The 15,592-nt window shown below is 63.7% G+C and carries 15 protein-coding genes; 6 read left to right on the top strand and 9 right to left on the bottom strand.

All coding sequences use genetic code 11. The annotated features are described in order from the left end of the window. Positions 1–15 precede the first annotated feature (15 nt). Both V1479_RS00210 and V1479_RS00205 read left to right on the top strand, forming a co-directional pair. Positions 16–699 (top strand): response regulator transcription factor, encoded by a 684-nt coding sequence (locus V1479_RS00210; RefSeq protein ID WP_173189099.1) that lies wholly within the window; start codon positions 16–18, stop codon positions 697–699. 55 nt (positions 700–754) lie between these two features. After that, complete coding sequence (locus V1479_RS00205; protein ID WP_173189101.1) at positions 755–1,210, top strand: cyclic nucleotide-binding domain-containing protein; 456 nt, start codon at positions 755–757, stop codon at positions 1,208–1,210. Position 1,211: 1 nt separating this feature from the next. Here the strand turns inward: V1479_RS00205 and V1479_RS00200 are convergent, their stop codons facing one another. From V1479_RS00200 to V1479_RS00190, 3 genes are all read right to left on the bottom strand, one after another. Further along, positions 1,212–2,018, bottom strand: coding sequence for an exodeoxyribonuclease III (locus V1479_RS00200; protein WP_368801157.1), 807 nt, complete (start codon positions 2,016–2,018; stop codon positions 1,212–1,214). Positions 2,019–2,145: 127 nt separating this feature from the next. Further along, the gene (locus V1479_RS00195; protein ID WP_173189103.1) at positions 2,146–2,835 is read right to left on the bottom strand and encodes an outer membrane lipoprotein carrier protein LolA; all 690 of its coding nucleotides are present in this window, start codon (positions 2,833–2,835) and stop codon (positions 2,146–2,148) included. A gap of 110 nt (positions 2,836–2,945) precedes the next feature. After that, the gene (locus tag V1479_RS00190; protein ID WP_368801156.1) at positions 2,946–5,579 is read right to left on the bottom strand and encodes a DNA translocase FtsK; all 2,634 of its coding nucleotides are present in this window, start codon (positions 5,577–5,579) and stop codon (positions 2,946–2,948) included. A 336-nt stretch (positions 5,580–5,915) separates the two neighbouring features. Here V1479_RS00190 and V1479_RS00185 point away from each other — a divergent pair, with 336 nt between their 5' ends. Next, positions 5,916–7,115 (top strand): multidrug effflux MFS transporter, encoded by a 1,200-nt coding sequence (locus tag V1479_RS00185; RefSeq protein ID WP_368801155.1) that lies wholly within the window; start codon positions 5,916–5,918, stop codon positions 7,113–7,115. A gap of 10 nt (positions 7,116–7,125) precedes the next feature. On the opposite strand, the gene V1479_RS00180 is transcribed toward V1479_RS00185, so the two are convergent. Then, entirely contained in the window at positions 7,126–8,286 is a 1,161-nt protein-coding gene (locus V1479_RS00180) for a serine hydrolase domain-containing protein (protein ID WP_368801154.1), read from the bottom strand. 99 nt (positions 8,287–8,385) lie between these two features. On the opposite strand from V1479_RS00180, the gene V1479_RS00175 reads away from it, so the two are divergent. Further along, positions 8,386–9,273 carry a LysR family transcriptional regulator gene (locus tag V1479_RS00175; protein ID WP_368801153.1) on the top strand — a complete coding sequence of 296 codons (888 nt, stop codon included), beginning with the start codon at positions 8,386–8,388 and terminating at the stop codon, positions 9,271–9,273. Between the two features lie 94 nt (positions 9,274–9,367). On the opposite strand, the gene V1479_RS00170 is transcribed toward V1479_RS00175, so the two are convergent. The 3 genes from V1479_RS00170 to tesB form a co-directional block, all read right to left on the bottom strand. Further along, positions 9,368–10,750 (bottom strand): ammonium transporter, encoded by a 1,383-nt coding sequence (locus V1479_RS00170; RefSeq protein WP_206680494.1) that lies wholly within the window; start codon positions 10,748–10,750, stop codon positions 9,368–9,370. Positions 10,751–10,778: 28 nt separating this feature from the next. Further along, on the bottom strand, positions 10,779–11,117 hold the full coding sequence (locus tag V1479_RS00165) for a P-II family nitrogen regulator (RefSeq protein WP_173189112.1): 339 nt from the start codon (positions 11,115–11,117) through the stop codon (positions 10,779–10,781). Positions 11,118–11,337: 220 nt separating this feature from the next. Next, positions 11,338–12,213, bottom strand: a complete 876-nt coding sequence (gene tesB, locus V1479_RS00160; protein ID WP_173189114.1) for an acyl-CoA thioesterase II — start codon at positions 12,211–12,213, stop codon at positions 11,338–11,340. A 102-nt stretch (positions 12,214–12,315) separates the two neighbouring features. On the opposite strand from tesB, the gene V1479_RS00155 reads away from it, so the two are divergent. After that, positions 12,316–13,575 (top strand): ubiquinone biosynthesis hydroxylase, encoded by a 1,260-nt coding sequence (locus V1479_RS00155; RefSeq protein WP_368801152.1) that lies wholly within the window; start codon positions 12,316–12,318, stop codon positions 13,573–13,575. Here V1479_RS00155 and V1479_RS00150 read toward each other — a convergent pair whose 3' ends face one another. After that, the gene (locus V1479_RS00150) at positions 13,576–13,929 is read right to left on the bottom strand and encodes a YciI family protein (protein WP_368801151.1); all 354 of its coding nucleotides are present in this window, start codon (positions 13,927–13,929) and stop codon (positions 13,576–13,578) included. A gap of 460 nt (positions 13,930–14,389) precedes the next feature. Then, on the bottom strand, positions 14,390–14,917 hold the full coding sequence (locus V1479_RS00145) for a hypothetical protein (RefSeq protein WP_368801150.1): 528 nt from the start codon (positions 14,915–14,917) through the stop codon (positions 14,390–14,392). Positions 14,918–15,033: 116 nt separating this feature from the next. Here V1479_RS00145 and V1479_RS00140 point away from each other — a divergent pair, with 116 nt between their 5' ends. Further along, on the top strand, positions 15,034–15,492 hold the full coding sequence (locus tag V1479_RS00140) for a YbaK/EbsC family protein (RefSeq protein WP_368801149.1): 459 nt from the start codon (positions 15,034–15,036) through the stop codon (positions 15,490–15,492). The last annotated feature ends 100 nt before the right edge of the window (positions 15,493–15,592 follow it).

The raw sequence follows: 15,592 nt of genomic DNA, 5'->3' as shown, positions 1-15,592 counted from the left end.
AGCTACGGATAGAACATGACGTCACGCACCATCCTCATTGTCGACGACGACGCCGATCTGCGCGAAACGCTTGTGGAACAGCTTTCGCTCTACGAGGAATTCGAAGTGCTTGAGGAGGCCACCGCCGGAAAGGGCGTTCAAACGGCGCGCGGTGGCATTATCGACCTGCTCATCATGGATGTCGGCCTGCCTGACATGGACGGCCGCGAAGCGGTGAAGCTGCTGCGCAAGGGCGGGTTCAAGGCGCCGATCATCATGCTGACCGGACACGATACCGATTCGGACACGATCCTGGGCCTTGAGGCCGGGGCCAACGACTACGTCACAAAACCGTTCAGGTTCGCGGTACTGCTTGCGCGCATACGCGCCCAGCTTCGCCAGCACGAGCAGAGCGAGGACGCCACCTTCTCTGTGGGCCCTTACGTCTTCAAGCCGAGCCAGAAACTGCTCACCGACCAGAAGGGCGGCAAGGTGCGGCTTACCGAAAAGGAAGCGTCGATCATCAAATATCTCTACCGGGCCGACCAGAAGGTGGTGACCCGCGACATCCTGCTCGAAGAGGTATGGGGCTACAACTCCGGCGTCACCACGCATACGCTCGAAACACACGTCTATCGCCTTCGCCAGAAGATCGAGCGCGATCCCTCGAATGCGGAAATTCTTGTGACGGAAAGCGGCGGTTACAAGCTCGTCCCTTGACTGTTTTCCCATCGCGGCGGAAGAACCGGGTGGGGGCGCAACCGGGGACCGCGATTTGGCGCTTGACGACGATATCCGCATTTTGTCCGGCGTCAGCCTGTTTTCCGGACTGAGCGCGGAGCAACTGAGACTGCTGGCGTTCGGCGCGGAAGCCGTACGCTTTCAGGCCGGGCGCGAGATTTATCGCGAAACCGCCCCGGCGGATTGCGCCTATATCGTCATCTCCGGCAAGGTCGTTCTCTATCGTGATCACAATGGCGAATCGGTGGCCGTCTCGCGTCTGGGGCCGGGCGCGATTCTCGGTGAACTCGCATTGATCGCAGATAGCAGGCGCCTGACCTATGCCGCGGCGGAGACCGATGTGGAGATGATCAGGCTCAACCGATCTCTGTTCCGGCGCATACTGGAAGAATATCCGGAAGCCGCCGCCGACCTTCATCGGCGCATGCTCGAAGATCTCCAGGAGTTTCTCAAGAAGATCGAGCGTCTCGGCGTCAAGTTCGCCGACTAGTTTAATCCAGATCGAACGAGGCGATGACGGGCACGTGGTCCGACGGCCGCTCCCAGCCGCGGGCATGGCGTAGCACCTTGATGCCGGTCAGCGCCGGCGAAAGGTTGGGTGACGACCAGACATGGTCGAGACGCCGACCGCGATCGGAAGCCGCCCAATCCTGCGCCCGGTAGCTCCACCAGGTGTAGAGCTTTTCTTCCGGGGGGATCGCCTGGCGCATGAGGTCGACCCAGTTGCCGGCGCGGCGCATCGCCTCGAAGCTGGTTGTCTCGATCGGGGTATGGCTGACCACGTTGAGAAGCTGCTTGTGCGACCAGACGTCGGTTTCCAGCGGTGCGATATTGAGATCGCCGACGAGTACCGAGGAGAGGTTGTCGGCTTCCAGCGCCGGCACGTCGTGCATCTCGGCTACGAAATCCAGCTTATGACGGAATTTCGGGTTGATCTCGGGGTCGGGCTCATCGCCTCCTGCCGGTACGTAGAAATTGTGCAGCAGGATGCGCCGGCTGCCGGCCTCGACGTGGACGGACAGATGGCGGCAGTCGCCATTGTCGCAGAAGCGGCGCTTCTCGACGATCTCGATCGGCCGCCGGGCAACGGTTGCGACCCCGTGGTAACCCTTCTGGCCGCTGATCGCGACGTGCTCGTAGCCAGCCTTGCGAAAAGCAGAGAGCGGAAAGAGGTCGTCCGGGCATTTGGTTTCCTGAAGGCAAAGCACGTCCGGCTGGTAGTCGGCCAGAAACTGCGCGACCAACGGCATCCGCAGCCGCACGGAGTTGATGTTCCAGGTGGCAATGGAAAAAGGCATGGCGGGAATCGAGTCTCAGGCAATCGGGTGCCGGACCCTGCCAGTCGAGCGCCGACAAGACAAGCCACGGCTGCGTAAGCCACCGGCCTCGGGCGCTATTCCACAGAAAGCGCAGCTTGTGCGTTCGTCAGCGGTTGTGGCTGCGCTGCTGCATCTCCTGCACCTTGCGGTGGTCGATGGCGAACACCGAAGGATCAAAAACCACGCCCTGCTCGACGTTGAAGATCATCACCGTCGTGTCCTTGCCTTGGGCATCAGTAATGGTCCACTGCCGCAACTCGAAGCTGGCAGGGTCGAACATCATCGTAATGGTCGAATCACCGAATACCGACTTGTCGGCAAGCTGGATCGTGGTCAGGTCGTCCTCTTCCTTGACGGCGCGCACCTTGTTGCCGGAGAGGTCGATGCGGTCGTCCAGCAGGAGCTTTAGCGGGGTGCGTGACAGCGGATAGATGTCTGCGGTCCGGAGCTTTGTGTTTTCAAGCACGACGGTCGTGCCGTCGGATGTCACGCGGAAGTTCGACGGCGCTTCGTAGTTGAACCGCACCTTGCCCGGACGCTCGATGTAGAACTTGCCGCCGGTCTGTTCGCCGCGCGGGCCGAACTGCACGAATTCGCCCATCATTGTGCGGACGCTGGCGAAATGGTCGGCTATGCGCTGTGCGGTCGCGGCCTGTGCGTCGGCCGTTGAAACGAACGGCCCGGTGACCTGTGCCAATGCGAGCACGCCAATGCCCAGCGCCGCGGCGCCGAGAAAGCTGCGACGCGTCATGCCAGATACCGGTTGAGCGGCAATGGTCTTCGCCATGGTGTCCATCGTATTCCGTCCTTGCTTCATGCCTTTTCAGCTAGGCGTTCAGTTGGGCCGAAATTGGGCCAGCCCGTTCCGCCCTCAAACGGGGACCGGGCCCACCGGGTTGCATCGATCTAGAACTTGTCTTCTTCCGTCGGCACGAGGATCTCGCGCTTGCCGGCGTGATTGGCTGGGCCGACGATGCCCTCCTGCTCCATTTTCTCGATGATAGAGGCGGCGCGGTTGTAGCCGATGCCGAGCCGGCGCTGGATGTAGCTGGTCGACGCCTTGCCGTCGCGCAGCACCACGGCCACGGCCTGGTCATAAGGATCTTCCGAATCCTCGAAGTTGCCGCCGGACGAACCGCCCTTGCCGCCACCACCGTCGCCATCGTCCTCGTCGTCATCTTCGGTGATCGCGTCGAGATATTCCGGCACACCCTGAAGTTTCAGGTGCCCGACCACCTTCTCCACCTCGTCGTCGGAGACGAAGGGCCCGTGGACGCGCTGGATGCGGCCACCGCCAGCCATGTAGAGCATGTCGCCCATGCCCAGGAGCTGTTCGGCGCCCTGCTCGCCCAGAATCGTGCGGCTGTCGATCTTGGAGGTCACCTGGAAGGAGATACGGGTCGGGAAGTTGGCCTTGATGGTGCCGGTGATGACGTCGACCGACGGGCGCTGGGTCGCCATGATGACGTGGATGCCGGCAGCACGCGCCATCTGGGCAAGGCGCTGCACAGCGCCCTCGATGTCCTTGCCGGCGACCATCATCAGGTCGGCCATCTCGTCGATGATAACGACGATATAGGGCATCGGATCGAGATCGAGGTGCTCCGTCTCGTAAATGGCCTCGCCGGTCTCCCGGTCGAAGCCGGTCTGCACCGTGCGGGTGATCTGCTCGCCCTTCTTCTGCGCCTGCGCGACCCGCTGGTTGAAGCCGTCGATGTTACGCACGCCGACCTTCGACATCTTGCGATAGCGGTCTTCCATCTCGCGCACGGTCCATTTCAGCGCGACGACGGCCTTCTTCGGATCGGTGACGACCGGGGTTAGCAGATGCGGGATGCCGTCATAGACGGAGAGTTCCAGCATCTTCGGGTCGATCATGATGAGACGGCACTGCTCCGGCGTCATGCGGTAGAGCAGCGACAGGATCATGGTGTTGATGGCCACCGACTTGCCCGAGCCGGTGGTGCCGGCGACCAGCACGTGCGGCATCTTGGCGATGTCGGTAATGACGGCCTCGCCGTTGATCGTCTTGCCGAGCGCCAGCGCCAGTTTGCACTTGGTCTGCTCGAAGTCGCGGCTGGCCAGGATCTCGCGCAGGTAAACCGTCTCGCGCTTGACGTTGGGCAGCTCGATGCCGATCGCGTTGCGGCCCGGAACCACGGCGACACGGCAGGCGATCGCGCTCATCGACCGGGCGATGTCGTCGGCAAGCCCGATCACGCGGGAGGACTTGATGCCCGGCGCGGGCTCCAGCTCGTAGAGCGTGACCACCGGACCGGGCCGGACATGGATGATCTCGCCCTTGACGCCGAAATCCTCCAGCACGCCTTCGAGCAGCCGTGCATTCTGTTCAAGCGCGTCCTGTGACAGCGATGGGTCACGGGCGACGTTCTTGGCCTCCGACAGGAAATGCAGCGACGGCATTTCGAACGCGTCGGTGCCGATCAGAGACCGCTGCGCCTCGCGCTGCACGCGGGCTCCCTGTTGCGGCCGTGCTGCCGGTGCTTCGACGCGGGTTGCCGCATCGGAGCGGAACTGGCGCACCTGGGCCTGAGCGTCGCTCGCCGGTGGGGTCGGGCGGATGACCACGTCGTCGTCGAAGTCGTCATCATATGCCTGATAGTCATCGGAATTTCCGACGTCGAAGGGCGGTTCGACCTCGTCGAGGCGGGGCGCATTGTCGAAGCCGGGTTCGATGCGGTCGGCCCGCCGCGCGACCACAGGCATTTCCGGCATATCGTCTTCATCGTCATAGCGGTCGAGAACGCGCGGGCGCGGAATGCCGGCCGTGTGACGCCTGACGAACGCCCGCGTCGACAGCCACCAATGCGTGACCGCGCCAAAGGCCGCGAGCAAGCCGCCGCGCTCGTCTTCGTCGTCCTCGAGATCGTCCTCTTCTTCCACTTCCTGCGCGCGGCGTTTGCGGGCGGGACGGCCCGAGGCTGCCGGAGCGTCTTCGTCAACGGGTCGGCGGATGATCGCCGCGCCGAAAGCAAGCAGCCACAGGGTCGGCACCGCATAGAGTGCGATGGTCAGGATCGCGGCCGCACCTGTCGGATAGCTGCCGGCGAACCAGGACGGGATCGCGAGCGCGACATCGCCGACTACGCCACCGAGGCCGGAAGGCAGGGGCCAGGTCGGCGGCGCGCCGATGCATCCGACGATGCCGGCGGCCAGGGCCGCTCCGCCTGCCCATGCCGCTGCACGGCGCGGCATGCGGTCGACACGGCGGGCCAGCAGAAGCCACGTGGCCCAGGCAAGGCCCGGCACGAGCGCGACCACGGACGAAAGGCCGAAAAACTGCATCAGCAGGTCGGAGACAACAGCGCCGGGATACCCCATCGCATTCGTGACGGGATTGTCGGTGGCATGGCTGAAGCTTGGATCGGCGACACTCCATGTGCCGAGGCTGGCGAGGCAGAAGGCAATCGCCGCCAGTCCGCCGAGCCCCGCGGCCCGCGTCAACTGACGATGAAAGAAACCTCGCAGGCCGTAACCCGAATCGCCGATGGTCATCTGCGCTGACGCACCCGAACGCATGAGAACTCCCCGTCAAGCATGGTTTGCGCAGGCCAGTACGGCCGCGCGGAATCGAGTGCAGGTTAGGCGGTGGAGGTTAAGGCGGCATTAACCATGCGCCACCGCGCGGTGCGGTGTTGAGACCGGTCTGTTCCAGTGCGCTGACGATGTTGACCGCTCGCCGATTCCCGTCTAGCGGGTAAGATCATGAGTAGCGAGATGGTTTCGATCGTAGTGGGAAGGCGCGTGGGCAAGGTGGCTTAGGCTGCCAGGCGAAAGCACCCATGCGCGGTAAGCCGGCCCCGGATGGGGCCTTTTTTATGCCTCTGAATTTGTTCGCTCCCGAAGCCGATCGTCATGTCGAAAACAACAACCGCACCACACCTCGTCACGCTGATCTTGTTGTCGGCGCTTGGAATCATCCCCATCAACATCTTCCTCCCGTCCTTGCCTGCGATGGCTGCGGAGTTCGGGGTGGGCTATGGCGTTGTCGGTCTGGCGCTGGCGGCATACGCCGCCGTTTCGGCGTGCCTGCAGGTGGTGATGGGACCGTTGTCGGACAGGTTCGGTCGAAGGCCGGTGATTCTTTGGGGGCTTGCCATCTTCATTGTGGCCACGATCGGCTGCATCATGGTTTCCGACGTCCGGACATTCCTCGCTCTTCGTATGGTGCAGGCCGTGATTGCGCCGACCTATGCAGTGGCGCTGGCGGCCATCCGCGACACGACCAGCAGGGAAGATGCGGCAAGCAGGATCGGTTATGTGGCGATGGCCTGGGCGTTGGCGCCGATGCTCGGCCCCAGCCTCGGTGGTTTTCTCGACCAGATGTTCGGATGGCGGGCGAGTTTCTGGTTCCTCGCAATCGTCGGCATCGGCGTGTTCGTCCTGTGCTGGTTCGATCTGCGTGAAACCAACTCCAACCCGTCCAGCACACTTGCCGAACAGTTTCGCGCCTATCCCCAATTGCTCGGGTCAAACCGCTTCTGGGCCTACTCGCTGTGCATGGCCTTCTCGATAGGTGTCTTCTACGCCTTTCTGGCCGGGGCGCCGCTTGCCGCTGCCTCTTTCGATCTGTCGCCGACGACACTCGGTCTCTACATGGGCTCGATCACGGTCGGGTTCATGTCGGGAAGTTTTATTGCAGGGCGCTTTGCGCATCGCTTTCAACTGACGGCCATGCTCGTTTGGGGACGAATGGTGGCCTGCGCCGGTCTTCTTCTGGGCTTGGTCCTCTGGGCGGCTGGGGTGGCTCATGTCTGGGCACTGTTCGGTCCCTGCATGTTCGCCGGCCTCTCGAACGGCCTGTCGATGCCGGCGGCGAATGCAGGCGCGATGTCGGTTCGGCCTCATCTGACGGGCAGTGCGGCCGGTCTTGCGAGCGCCATTGCGGTGGCCGGGGGCGCCGCAATGGCGTCGATCACGGGAGCCGTTCTGACGCCGGACAATGCCCGTTACGGGATGCTGGTCGTCATGCTGGGTTCCGCGGCGATTGCCCTTGCCGCGGCCTTGTACGCTGGCCGGCTGGAGCGCTCTTCGGCTGCAGCCAGCCGGCAATAGGCTGGATCTTTCATGGGGCGGTCGCGGCGGCGATGTCCCTCGCGAATTCACCGATCATGCCTTCGTAGGCCGTGTTGGTCAGCGAGACGACTGTTCTCTTTCGTGTGAAATCGATGCCCCACCAGTTTCCGTAGACACCGCCCCACGAAACCGATCCCGGGCTCCAGGCGCTGCCAGCCGTGCCGGGATCGACCAGCACGGCACCGAGCCAGGAGGCGCCCCAGCCCGGTCCGGCCATCTGTGCCTCCGCGCCGGTGCGAGGGAGCAGGGCGGCCTGGCGGAGATCGTCGTGCAGGAAATTGCCGGTTCGGTAAGCTTCCAGAAGGGTCAGTACGTCGCTGGCGCGGCCGGCCATGCCTGCGCCGCCGGAGGGCCACGCAGTGTGCAAGCGGATGCGCCCGGGATCGAAGCGGACGCCGGGCCCCTCGACGAACGGCAACGGGACTTCCACCGGCCCGGTCATTCTTGCGGGCTGCGGGTCGGCGTCGTAATACGGAATGGCGAGATCGTCGCCGGGCCACGCAAAGGCTGCATTGAGCCCTAATGGACGGCAGACCAGTTCACCGATCGCCTTGTCGAGCGGCTCGCCAACGACCGCCTCGATCACCGCGCCAAGAACATCCGTTGCCACTGAGTAGCGCCAGCCTTCACCGGGCGCCTGATCGAGCGGCACGCTCGCGATCCGTTCGAGGTTTTCTGCCAGCGAGCCGCCGGCGTTGTCGAGACCGTCGGAAATGCCCGCGCGGGCGTAAGGACCGTCTGCCTGCTGGTTGAAGCCGTAGTCGAGCCCCGCCAGATGCGCCATCAGGTGGCGGATCCGCATATCGGCCACGGTGCCACTCCTCAGGCGGGGGCTGAAGGCGGGCAGATGATTGGTCAGCCTGTCCTCGTGCGAAAGGCGACCTGCCTCCATCAACTTCAACGCCGCCATCGTCGTGAAGGGTTTCGTCACCGATGCAAAGCGGAAAGCGGTGTGGGGTTTCATCGGCAGGCCCGCTTCGCGATCGGCGTAGCCGGCGGCGCGCTCGTAAACCAGCTCACCGCTATCGGCCACGAGAACCACGCAGCCCACGATCCTTTGCTCTGCAAGGGCTTTCTCTATCGCAACGTCGATACTGTCGCCGAACCGCTGCTCCGGGTCCGGCATTTTCGGATTGGTCATCCCGGTCATTCGTCACTCCATCTTCTGAAAGGGAATGAGCGATAGATGACGCGGCTTGATCGTGAAGTTGAGCCGATGCATTCTTCAAGCGTCATGAAGAGATACTAAATGATTGTCCCGGAAGTCTTCCCTCTTCTGCCTGCTTTCCGAATGGTGGCTTCGGCCGGCGGTTTCACCGCGGCTTCCGGCCGGTTGGGCATGACGCCTTCCGCGGTATCCCAGAAAATCCGCCAGCTTGAAGGCATGGTCGGCGTCAGGCTCTTCGAGCGCACCAGCCGCAGTGTGCGTTTGACGGAGGCAGGCGAACTCCTGTTGCGGGATACCGAAAGGGCTTTCGGTGACATTACCGACGCGCTCGACCGGGTCCGCACCGTTGGCAAGAGGCCGGCCGGCAATTTGCGCATCAACCTGTCGCGGCTGGCCGCGCAGGTCTGCATCCTGCCAAGGCTGGGCGCTTTCATCAGGGCCTACCCGGAAATCACGCTGGAGCTGACGACCGACGACCGACTGGCCGACATCGTGGCCGGCGGCTACGACGCGGGTATCCGGTTTCCGAATGCGCTCGAGATGGACATGATCGCCCGCCCCATCGGGCCAATGCTTCGCCGGGTCATGCTCGCTTCGCCGGGCTATCTGGAGATCGCGGGTATTCCCGATGTGCCGGGCGACCTCGAAGGCCACCAGATCATCCGCTATCGGCTGCCGGGCAGCCAGCGGCTGGAGCCGCTAACCTTCAACGTCGACGGCCAGGTGCTGCGGATCGATCCGAATCCGCGGCTGGTGCTGGACGACAACGACCATATGGGCCTGGCGGTGCGCGAAGGACTTGGCATCGCTCAACGCTTCAGGGCAACGGAACTTTCGGCTATCGAAGCGGGCGAACTGGTCGAAGTCCTGTCACGGTTCGAGCCTGCACCGGACCGTTTTCAGCTTTACTATCCGTCGCGCGGGCAGCCGCCCAAACTGCAGGCATTCATCGACTGGTTCTGCGGCTGACGGTCTCGGCGGTCGACAAAAATGAGGCCCGGCGGGAACCGGGCCTCAAAGGTGCGGCGGCCTTTATGACCGCCGCCACGGGATGGGTTTCGCGTCAGCGGCCCGCCGAGAACTCCGGATAGGCCTCCACGCCGATCTCCGCGAGATCGAGGCCGGCCATTTCGTCTTCGGGGCTCGCACGCAGGCCGATGGTGGCCTTGATGATGAACCAGACAACGAAGGAGGCGACCAGGGTGAACAGGCCCATGGCCACGATGCCGACGATCTGCGTGCCGAAGCTTGCGTCCGCGTTGGTGAACGGAACGACGAGCGTGCCCCAGATGCCTGCGAAGAGGTGGACGGGTATCGCGCCCACGACGTCGTCGATCTTGAACTTGTCGAGCATCGGCACGGCAAGTACAACGATGACGCCGCCAACGGCACCGATGAGGATCGCGGCGAACGGCCCGGGGGCGAGCGGCTCGGCGGTGATCGACACCAGACCGGCCAGAGCGCCGTTGAGCACCATGGTGATATCGACCTTCTTGTAGAGGATCTGGGTCAGAACCAGCGCGGCGACTACGCCCGCGGCCGCGGCAAGGTTGGTGTTGGCGAAGATACGGCTGATGTCTGCCGCGTCACCGATCGTGCCCATGGCAAGCTGGGAGGCGCCGTTGAAGCCGAACCAGCCGAGCCACAGGATGAAGGTGCCGAGGGTCGCGAGCGTCATGTTGGAGCCCGGAATGGGCTGCACGGAGCCGTCGGAGGCGTATTTGCCATTACGCGCGCCGAGCAGGATCGCACCGGCAAGGGCTGCCCAGCCGCCGACCGAGTGAACGATCGTGGAGCCGGCGAAGTCGGAGAAGCCCATCTGGCTCAGCCAGCCGCCGCCCCAGGTCCAGGCGCCGGTGATCGGGTAGAGGATGCCGGTGAGGATGACGACGAAAGCGAGGAAGGGCCACAGCTTGATGCGCTCGGCGAGCGTGCCGGAGACGATCGATGCGGCGGTCGCCACGAACACCATCTGGAAGAACCAGTCCGAGGCGGTCGAATAGCCGGTTTCAAGCAACGCCGCCGTGTCGGCGCCTTCAAGCCCGACCGGATCGAAGCTGTATGGAGCGAACGTGCCGAAATAGCTGCCGACGTCGACATACATGAGGCTGTAGCCAATGACCCAGTACATCAGGCCTGCAATCGCGTAGAGGGCGATGTTCTTGGTGAGCTGGATCGAGACGTTCTTGGTGCGCACCATGCCTGCTTCGAGCATCGCGAAGCCAGCAGCCATCCACATCACCAGGAAGCCACCCATCAGGAAGAGCAGCGTGTTGAAGATGAATGCAGTGTCGGCCGCGGCGGCAAATTGCGGCGCAGCCTCTGCGGCCTCTTCGGCCGCACCCTCGGCGGCGTCCTGCGCCCAGGCGGGCATCGCGGTGAACGCGGTCAGCGCCAGCATGCCGGCGCTCGCGCGGGCAGCTGAAACGAAGGTTGGAATTTTCATAGCAATCTCCATGGATGGTCCGTGCCGCTCAGAGCGCGTCGGTGTCTGTTTCGCCGGTGCGGATGCGCACGGCCTGATCGATGCCGTAGACGAAGATCTTGCCGTCGCCGATCTGCCCGGTCTTGGCCGCGCCGGAGATCGCCTCCACGGCCTTGTCGACGAGATCGGTGCTGACAGCGACCTCGATCTTCACCTTGGGAAGAAAGGAAACGGCGTATTCCGCGCCGCGATAGATTTCCGTGTGACCCTTCTGCCGCCCGTAGCCTTTGACTTCGGTGACAGTCAGGCCCTGGATCCCGACGGCGGTTAGCGCTTCGCGCACCTCGTCGAGCTTGAACGGCTTGATGATTGCCATCACGATTTTCATAAGGTTTCACCCTTCGCTTTTGCGGGTCCCCCGCGTTTGCCGTGACATCGCCGGTCTGCCTGGGCAGCCGAGGAGTGCTAAAGGTGAATCAAGCCGCGTGCCAGTTGCCCCGGCGCAGTTAACTGATTGTAAATACGTGAAAAATTCTGAGACCGGCCGACCGCCGTTCGCAGGTGCAGCAACACAATTGCCTAGAAATTAGGCAATTGCACAGTATCGACTATTTCTCGCGCGGCGTGCGAAGGCGCACCAGCCCTTCCTGGGCGGTGGAGGCGATCAGCGCACCGTCGCGCGCATAAAGAAAACCCCGCGAGAAGCCTCGGGAGCCGATCGAATTGGGGCTGTCCTGCGTGTAGAGCAGCCAGTCGTCGAGCTTGTGCGGGCGATGGAACCACATTGCGTGGTCGAGGCTCGCCATCTGGATTTCGGGATCGAAGCCGATGCGCCCATGGGCGAAGGTCGACGTGTCGAGCAGGGTCATGTCCGACAGGTAGGCGAGGATGGCGGCCTGCAACCGCCGGTCGTCCGGCACCTCGCCGCTGGCGCGCACCCAGACATGCTGGCGCGGCGGCAGCTTGTCGCGCGTGGTGTAGTGCTCGATGTTGACGGGCTTGATCTCCAGCGGCCGCTCGCGCGCCCAGAACTTGCGCACCGATTCCGGCACAGTGTGGCCGGTTTCCTGAAGCAGCTCGATCTGTGAATGCAACTGTTCGGGGCCGGGTACGTCGAGCGGCATCGGCATCTGGTGCTCGAGCCCGTGCTCCTCGATCTGGAACGAGCATTCGAGCGAGAAGATCGCATGGCCGTGCTGGATCGCAGTGACGCGCCTCGTGGTGAAGGAGCCGCCGTCGCGCAGGCGGTCGACCTCGTAGACGATCGGTACCGCAGGATCGCCCGGCCTCATGAAATAGCAGTGCAAGGAGTGAACATAGCGCTCGCCATCGACGGTGCGCTGGGCTGCCACCAGCGCCTGCCCGATGACCTGGCCTCCGAATACGCGCTGCCAGCCGACCTTATGGCTGCGACCACGATACAGGTTGTGTTCAAGCTGCTCGAGGTCGAGTATGTCGAGAAGCTCCTGCATGGCCTGCGTCATCTGGTCTGTCCCCGGCAATGAAAGTCATCCGGGTTTCGACAGTTCGGCGGAACAAGTCAAGCGCGGGAGGGTTCCTGCGGATGGAAACGGAAGGTATGCGCGATGCCGGCTCGGCCCAGAAAAGATGACGACGTCCGCCTCGACGTGATCGTCGCGGGCGCCGGCTATGTTGGGCTCGCGGCAGCGGTCAGCATTGCGCAGGCAAGCCCGCACCTTGCGATCGCAGTGGTGGATGCGGCCCCTGCCGGGGTCTGGCAGAAGGACGGTCGCGCTTCGGCGATTGCTGCGGCCGCCACCCGCATGCTCGGGCAACTTGGGTGCTGGGACGAGATCGAGCCCAATGCACAGGCCATGACCGAGATGGTCGTGACCGATTCACGCACGGCCGATCCGGTGCGGCCCGTATTCCTCACCTTCGACGGCGAGGTAGCGCCCGGTGAGGCCTTCGCGCACATGGTCGCGAACCGGCACCTCAATGCCGCCCTTCGACGCCGCGCTGCCGAACTCGGCATCGACATCATCGAAGGGGTGGGCGTTTCCGGCTTCGAGGGGGGTGCGCAGGAAACGCTCGTGCATCTTGCCGACGGCGTGACGTTTCGCACGCGGCTGCTGGTGGCCGCCGACGGTGTGCGGTCGCGCCTGCGCGACATGGCCGGCATCAGGACGGTGAACTGGGAGTACGGCCAGTCGGGCATCGTCTGCACGGTCGAGCACGAAAGACCGCATATGGGCCGCGCCGAAGAGCATTTCCTGCCCGGCGGTCCATTTGCGATCCTGCCGCTCAAGACCGGCGAAGACGGGCGCAACCGCTCTTCCATCGTCTGGACGGAGCGGACGCAGGACGCAGAGCGGCTTGTATCCGAGGACGAGATCGTCTTCGAGGCCGAGCTGGAACAGCGCTTCGGCCTCAAGCTCGGCGAGATCAGGGTTGCGGACAAGCCCCGCGCATGGCCACTCGGGCTGACGCTGGCCCGTGATTTCGTGAAGCCGCGCTTCGCGCTGGCGGGCGACGCCGCGCATGGCATCCACCCGATCGCGGGCCAAGGCCTCAATCTCGGCTTCAAGGATGCGGCAGCGCTTGCGCAGGTCGTGGTCGAAGCGGATCGGCTCGGACAGGACATCGGCGCGCTCGACGTGCTGGAGCGCTACCAGCAATGGCGTCGCTTCGACACGCTGCAGATGGGCATCACCACCGACGTGCTGAACCGCATGTTCTCCAATGATTTCGGCCCGCTGCGCGCGGTGCGCGATTTCGGGCTGGGCATTGTCGAGCGCATGCCGCGGATGAAGGACTTCTTCATCCGCCAGGCGTCCGGACTGTCGGAGCACGCGCCGCGCCTTCTGCAGGGCGAGCCGATCTGATCAATCGTGGATGGAATAGGCTTCGCGCACCTCCACGTGGCCGGTTCGGGCCAGCGGCACCCTGCCTGCGATCTGGACAGCCTCGTCCATATCCCGCGCCTCGATCACGATCAGGCCGACAATCTGCTCCTTGGTTTCCGCGAACGGCCCGTCGGTGATCATGGGCTTGCGGCGACGGCTGCGCACCGTCTTGGCCTCATCGGGCAGGCGCAGGGCCTGTGCCAGGAACAGTTTGCCCTGGTCCATCAGTTCGCGGTCATAAGAAAGCGAATCGGCCTGCATGGCGCTGTGTTCGGCCTCGCTCATCTGCGCGAAGGCTTCCTGGGTATGATGGATCAGGCAAACGAATTTCATCGTGCATCCTCCGTTGTCGGCGTTGCATTCACGCGCGACAGCCGACCGTCGCCATCGTGTAATATCGATGCCAGTGTAAACCCCAGTAGCGCGAAACCGAGAATCGCGAGACCAGTTCCGGCAAAGTTCCTCCGGTGGGCGCCGCGTGGCTCCGCAGACAGTTTCCGCAAATGATCAGTCATCAGCAACAGGTCCATGATGTCGTCTCCCTTTTGCCGCGCCGGAATGGCGCGCCTGTACTGGAGACGGGTTGGCCCTGGACAGGCCGACATTTTTGCACAGACAAACCTGATAGGCTGCTGAGCCACCGCCAGTTGTCGATTGTCTGGAGGGTACGGGCGCAGGACGCCCGCGGTGTTGCTGCCAACGACGAGATCGTCTTCGACGCCGAACTGGCGTCAAGCTCGGCGAGGTCAGGATTGCTGACAAGCCCCGCGCCTGCTGCGGGTGGGCTATCCGATCAGTGGACTTCGAGGCCGAGCTTCTGGGTCAGCCGGCGGAATCGCTGTGCTTCCAGCGGCAGGTCGGGACCTTCAGCCGCGCACACATTGCGGGCCATCGTCATCATGCCGTGTTTTTCGGCGCCGTCGAGCCGCTCGGCCAAAAATGGGCCGAGCTTGTCGATAACCACCGCAGTGTCGGCGATCTGGGCGGCCGCCCATTTCCCGTAGATAACGGCTTCCTCCAGCTTGTCGGGCGACGTCAGCTTGCCGATCTCGGCGCGGATCGTCTCCTCGCGGGCCGTTGAAAGTGCAACATCGTCCGTTGCGACCGCTACGAGGATCGTCGCCGCGGCGACTATCGGGTCGTTCACGGCGGTCAGTGGCGAAAGCTGGTTCTGGTTGCGGATCTTCTTGCGCCGCATCGACCCGCGCATGCGACCCACCGCATCCACCACCTCGCCCGCAGCATCATGTGCGGCGCGTAGGCGGTACCACCAGAAACCCAGACCGGCGACGACACCAAGCACAAGCAGAACGATATGCATCAGGGAAACCTCGAATAACCCCGCCCTGATGCGCTTATACTCACGGCTGCTGAACGCGACAAGTTTCCCGTATGTCGGGTGTTGCATCATCCCGCCGCGCGGATATTGTGCGGCGCATGAGCCTTGAATCCGTCCGCACTTTCTTCGCCGAAAAAGCCCCTGAAATTTCCGTCATCGTTACCAAGCAGAGCTCTGCGACGGTCGATCTCGCAGCGGCTGCGCATGGGGTCGAGCCGGCGCAGATCGCCAAGACCATCTGCTTGCGCGTGGGCGAGCAGCCCATGCTGGTGGTGGCGGCCGGGACCGCACGCCTGGACAACAAGAAGGCGAAGTCTACCCTCGGCGGCAAGCCGCGCATGCTGGGCGCGGAAGAGGTCGTCGCCCTGACCAGCCATCCCATCGGCGGCGTCTGCCCGTTCGGGCTGCCACAGCCCTTGCCGGTCTACTGCGACGTATCGCTCAAGCGCTTCGAGGAGGTCGTGCCTGCTGCCGGCGCGATCAACGCTGCGGTGCGCATCGCCCCGGACCGGCTGGCCGCCCTGACGGATGCGCAGTGGGTCGACGTCTGCCAGTAGGCAAGTTTCCGTCGCATCATGGAACGCCGGGGCCTGCTGCCCTATGTTTAAGCGGAACCGTCGCGTCCGCGGCGGCAACGCAGCTCAATTTGCCAGGGAG

The organism is Neoaquamicrobium sediminum, assembly GCF_040970315.1.
GTDB lineage: Bacteria > Pseudomonadota > Alphaproteobacteria > Rhizobiales > Rhizobiaceae > Aerobium > Aerobium sediminum.
This window is presented reverse-complemented; position numbering and strand designations above follow the sequence as displayed.

What these genes read in the sequence shown, in the direction of transcription:
- V1479_RS00210 (WP_173189099.1), top strand. Translation starts at nt 16, where the DNA reads ATGACGTCACGCACCATCCTCATTGTCGACGACGACGCCGATCTGCGC.
- V1479_RS00200 (WP_368801157.1), bottom strand. Translation starts at nt 2,018, where the DNA reads ATGCCTTTTTCCATTGCCACCTGGAACATCAACTCCGTGCGGCTGCGG.
- V1479_RS00195 (WP_173189103.1), bottom strand. Translation starts at nt 2,835, where the DNA reads ATGGACACCATGGCGAAGACCATTGCCGCTCAACCGGTATCTGGCATG.
- V1479_RS00190 (WP_368801156.1), bottom strand. Translation starts at nt 5,579, where the DNA reads ATGCGTTCGGGTGCGTCAGCGCAGATGACCATCGGCGATTCGGGTTAC.
- V1479_RS00185 (WP_368801155.1), top strand. Translation starts at nt 5,916, where the DNA reads ATGTCGAAAACAACAACCGCACCACACCTCGTCACGCTGATCTTGTTG.
- V1479_RS00180 (WP_368801154.1), bottom strand. Translation starts at nt 8,286, where the DNA reads ATGACCGGGATGACCAATCCGAAAATGCCGGACCCGGAGCAGCGGTTC.
- V1479_RS00175 (WP_368801153.1), top strand. Translation starts at nt 8,386, where the DNA reads ATGATTGTCCCGGAAGTCTTCCCTCTTCTGCCTGCTTTCCGAATGGTG.
- V1479_RS00170 (WP_206680494.1), bottom strand. Translation starts at nt 10,750, where the DNA reads ATGAAAATTCCAACCTTCGTTTCAGCTGCCCGCGCGAGCGCCGGCATG.
- V1479_RS00165 (WP_173189112.1), bottom strand. Translation starts at nt 11,117, where the DNA reads ATGAAAATCGTGATGGCAATCATCAAGCCGTTCAAGCTCGACGAGGTG.
- tesB (WP_173189114.1), bottom strand. Translation starts at nt 12,213, where the DNA reads ATGACGCAGGCCATGCAGGAGCTTCTCGACATACTCGACCTCGAGCAG.
- V1479_RS00155 (WP_368801152.1), top strand. Translation starts at nt 12,316, where the DNA reads ATGCCGGCTCGGCCCAGAAAAGATGACGACGTCCGCCTCGACGTGATC.
- V1479_RS00150 (WP_368801151.1), bottom strand. Translation starts at nt 13,929, where the DNA reads ATGAAATTCGTTTGCCTGATCCATCATACCCAGGAAGCCTTCGCGCAG.
- V1479_RS00145 (WP_368801150.1), bottom strand. Translation starts at nt 14,917, where the DNA reads ATGCATATCGTTCTGCTTGTGCTTGGTGTCGTCGCCGGTCTGGGTTTC.
- V1479_RS00140 (WP_368801149.1), top strand. Translation starts at nt 15,034, where the DNA reads ATGAGCCTTGAATCCGTCCGCACTTTCTTCGCCGAAAAAGCCCCTGAA.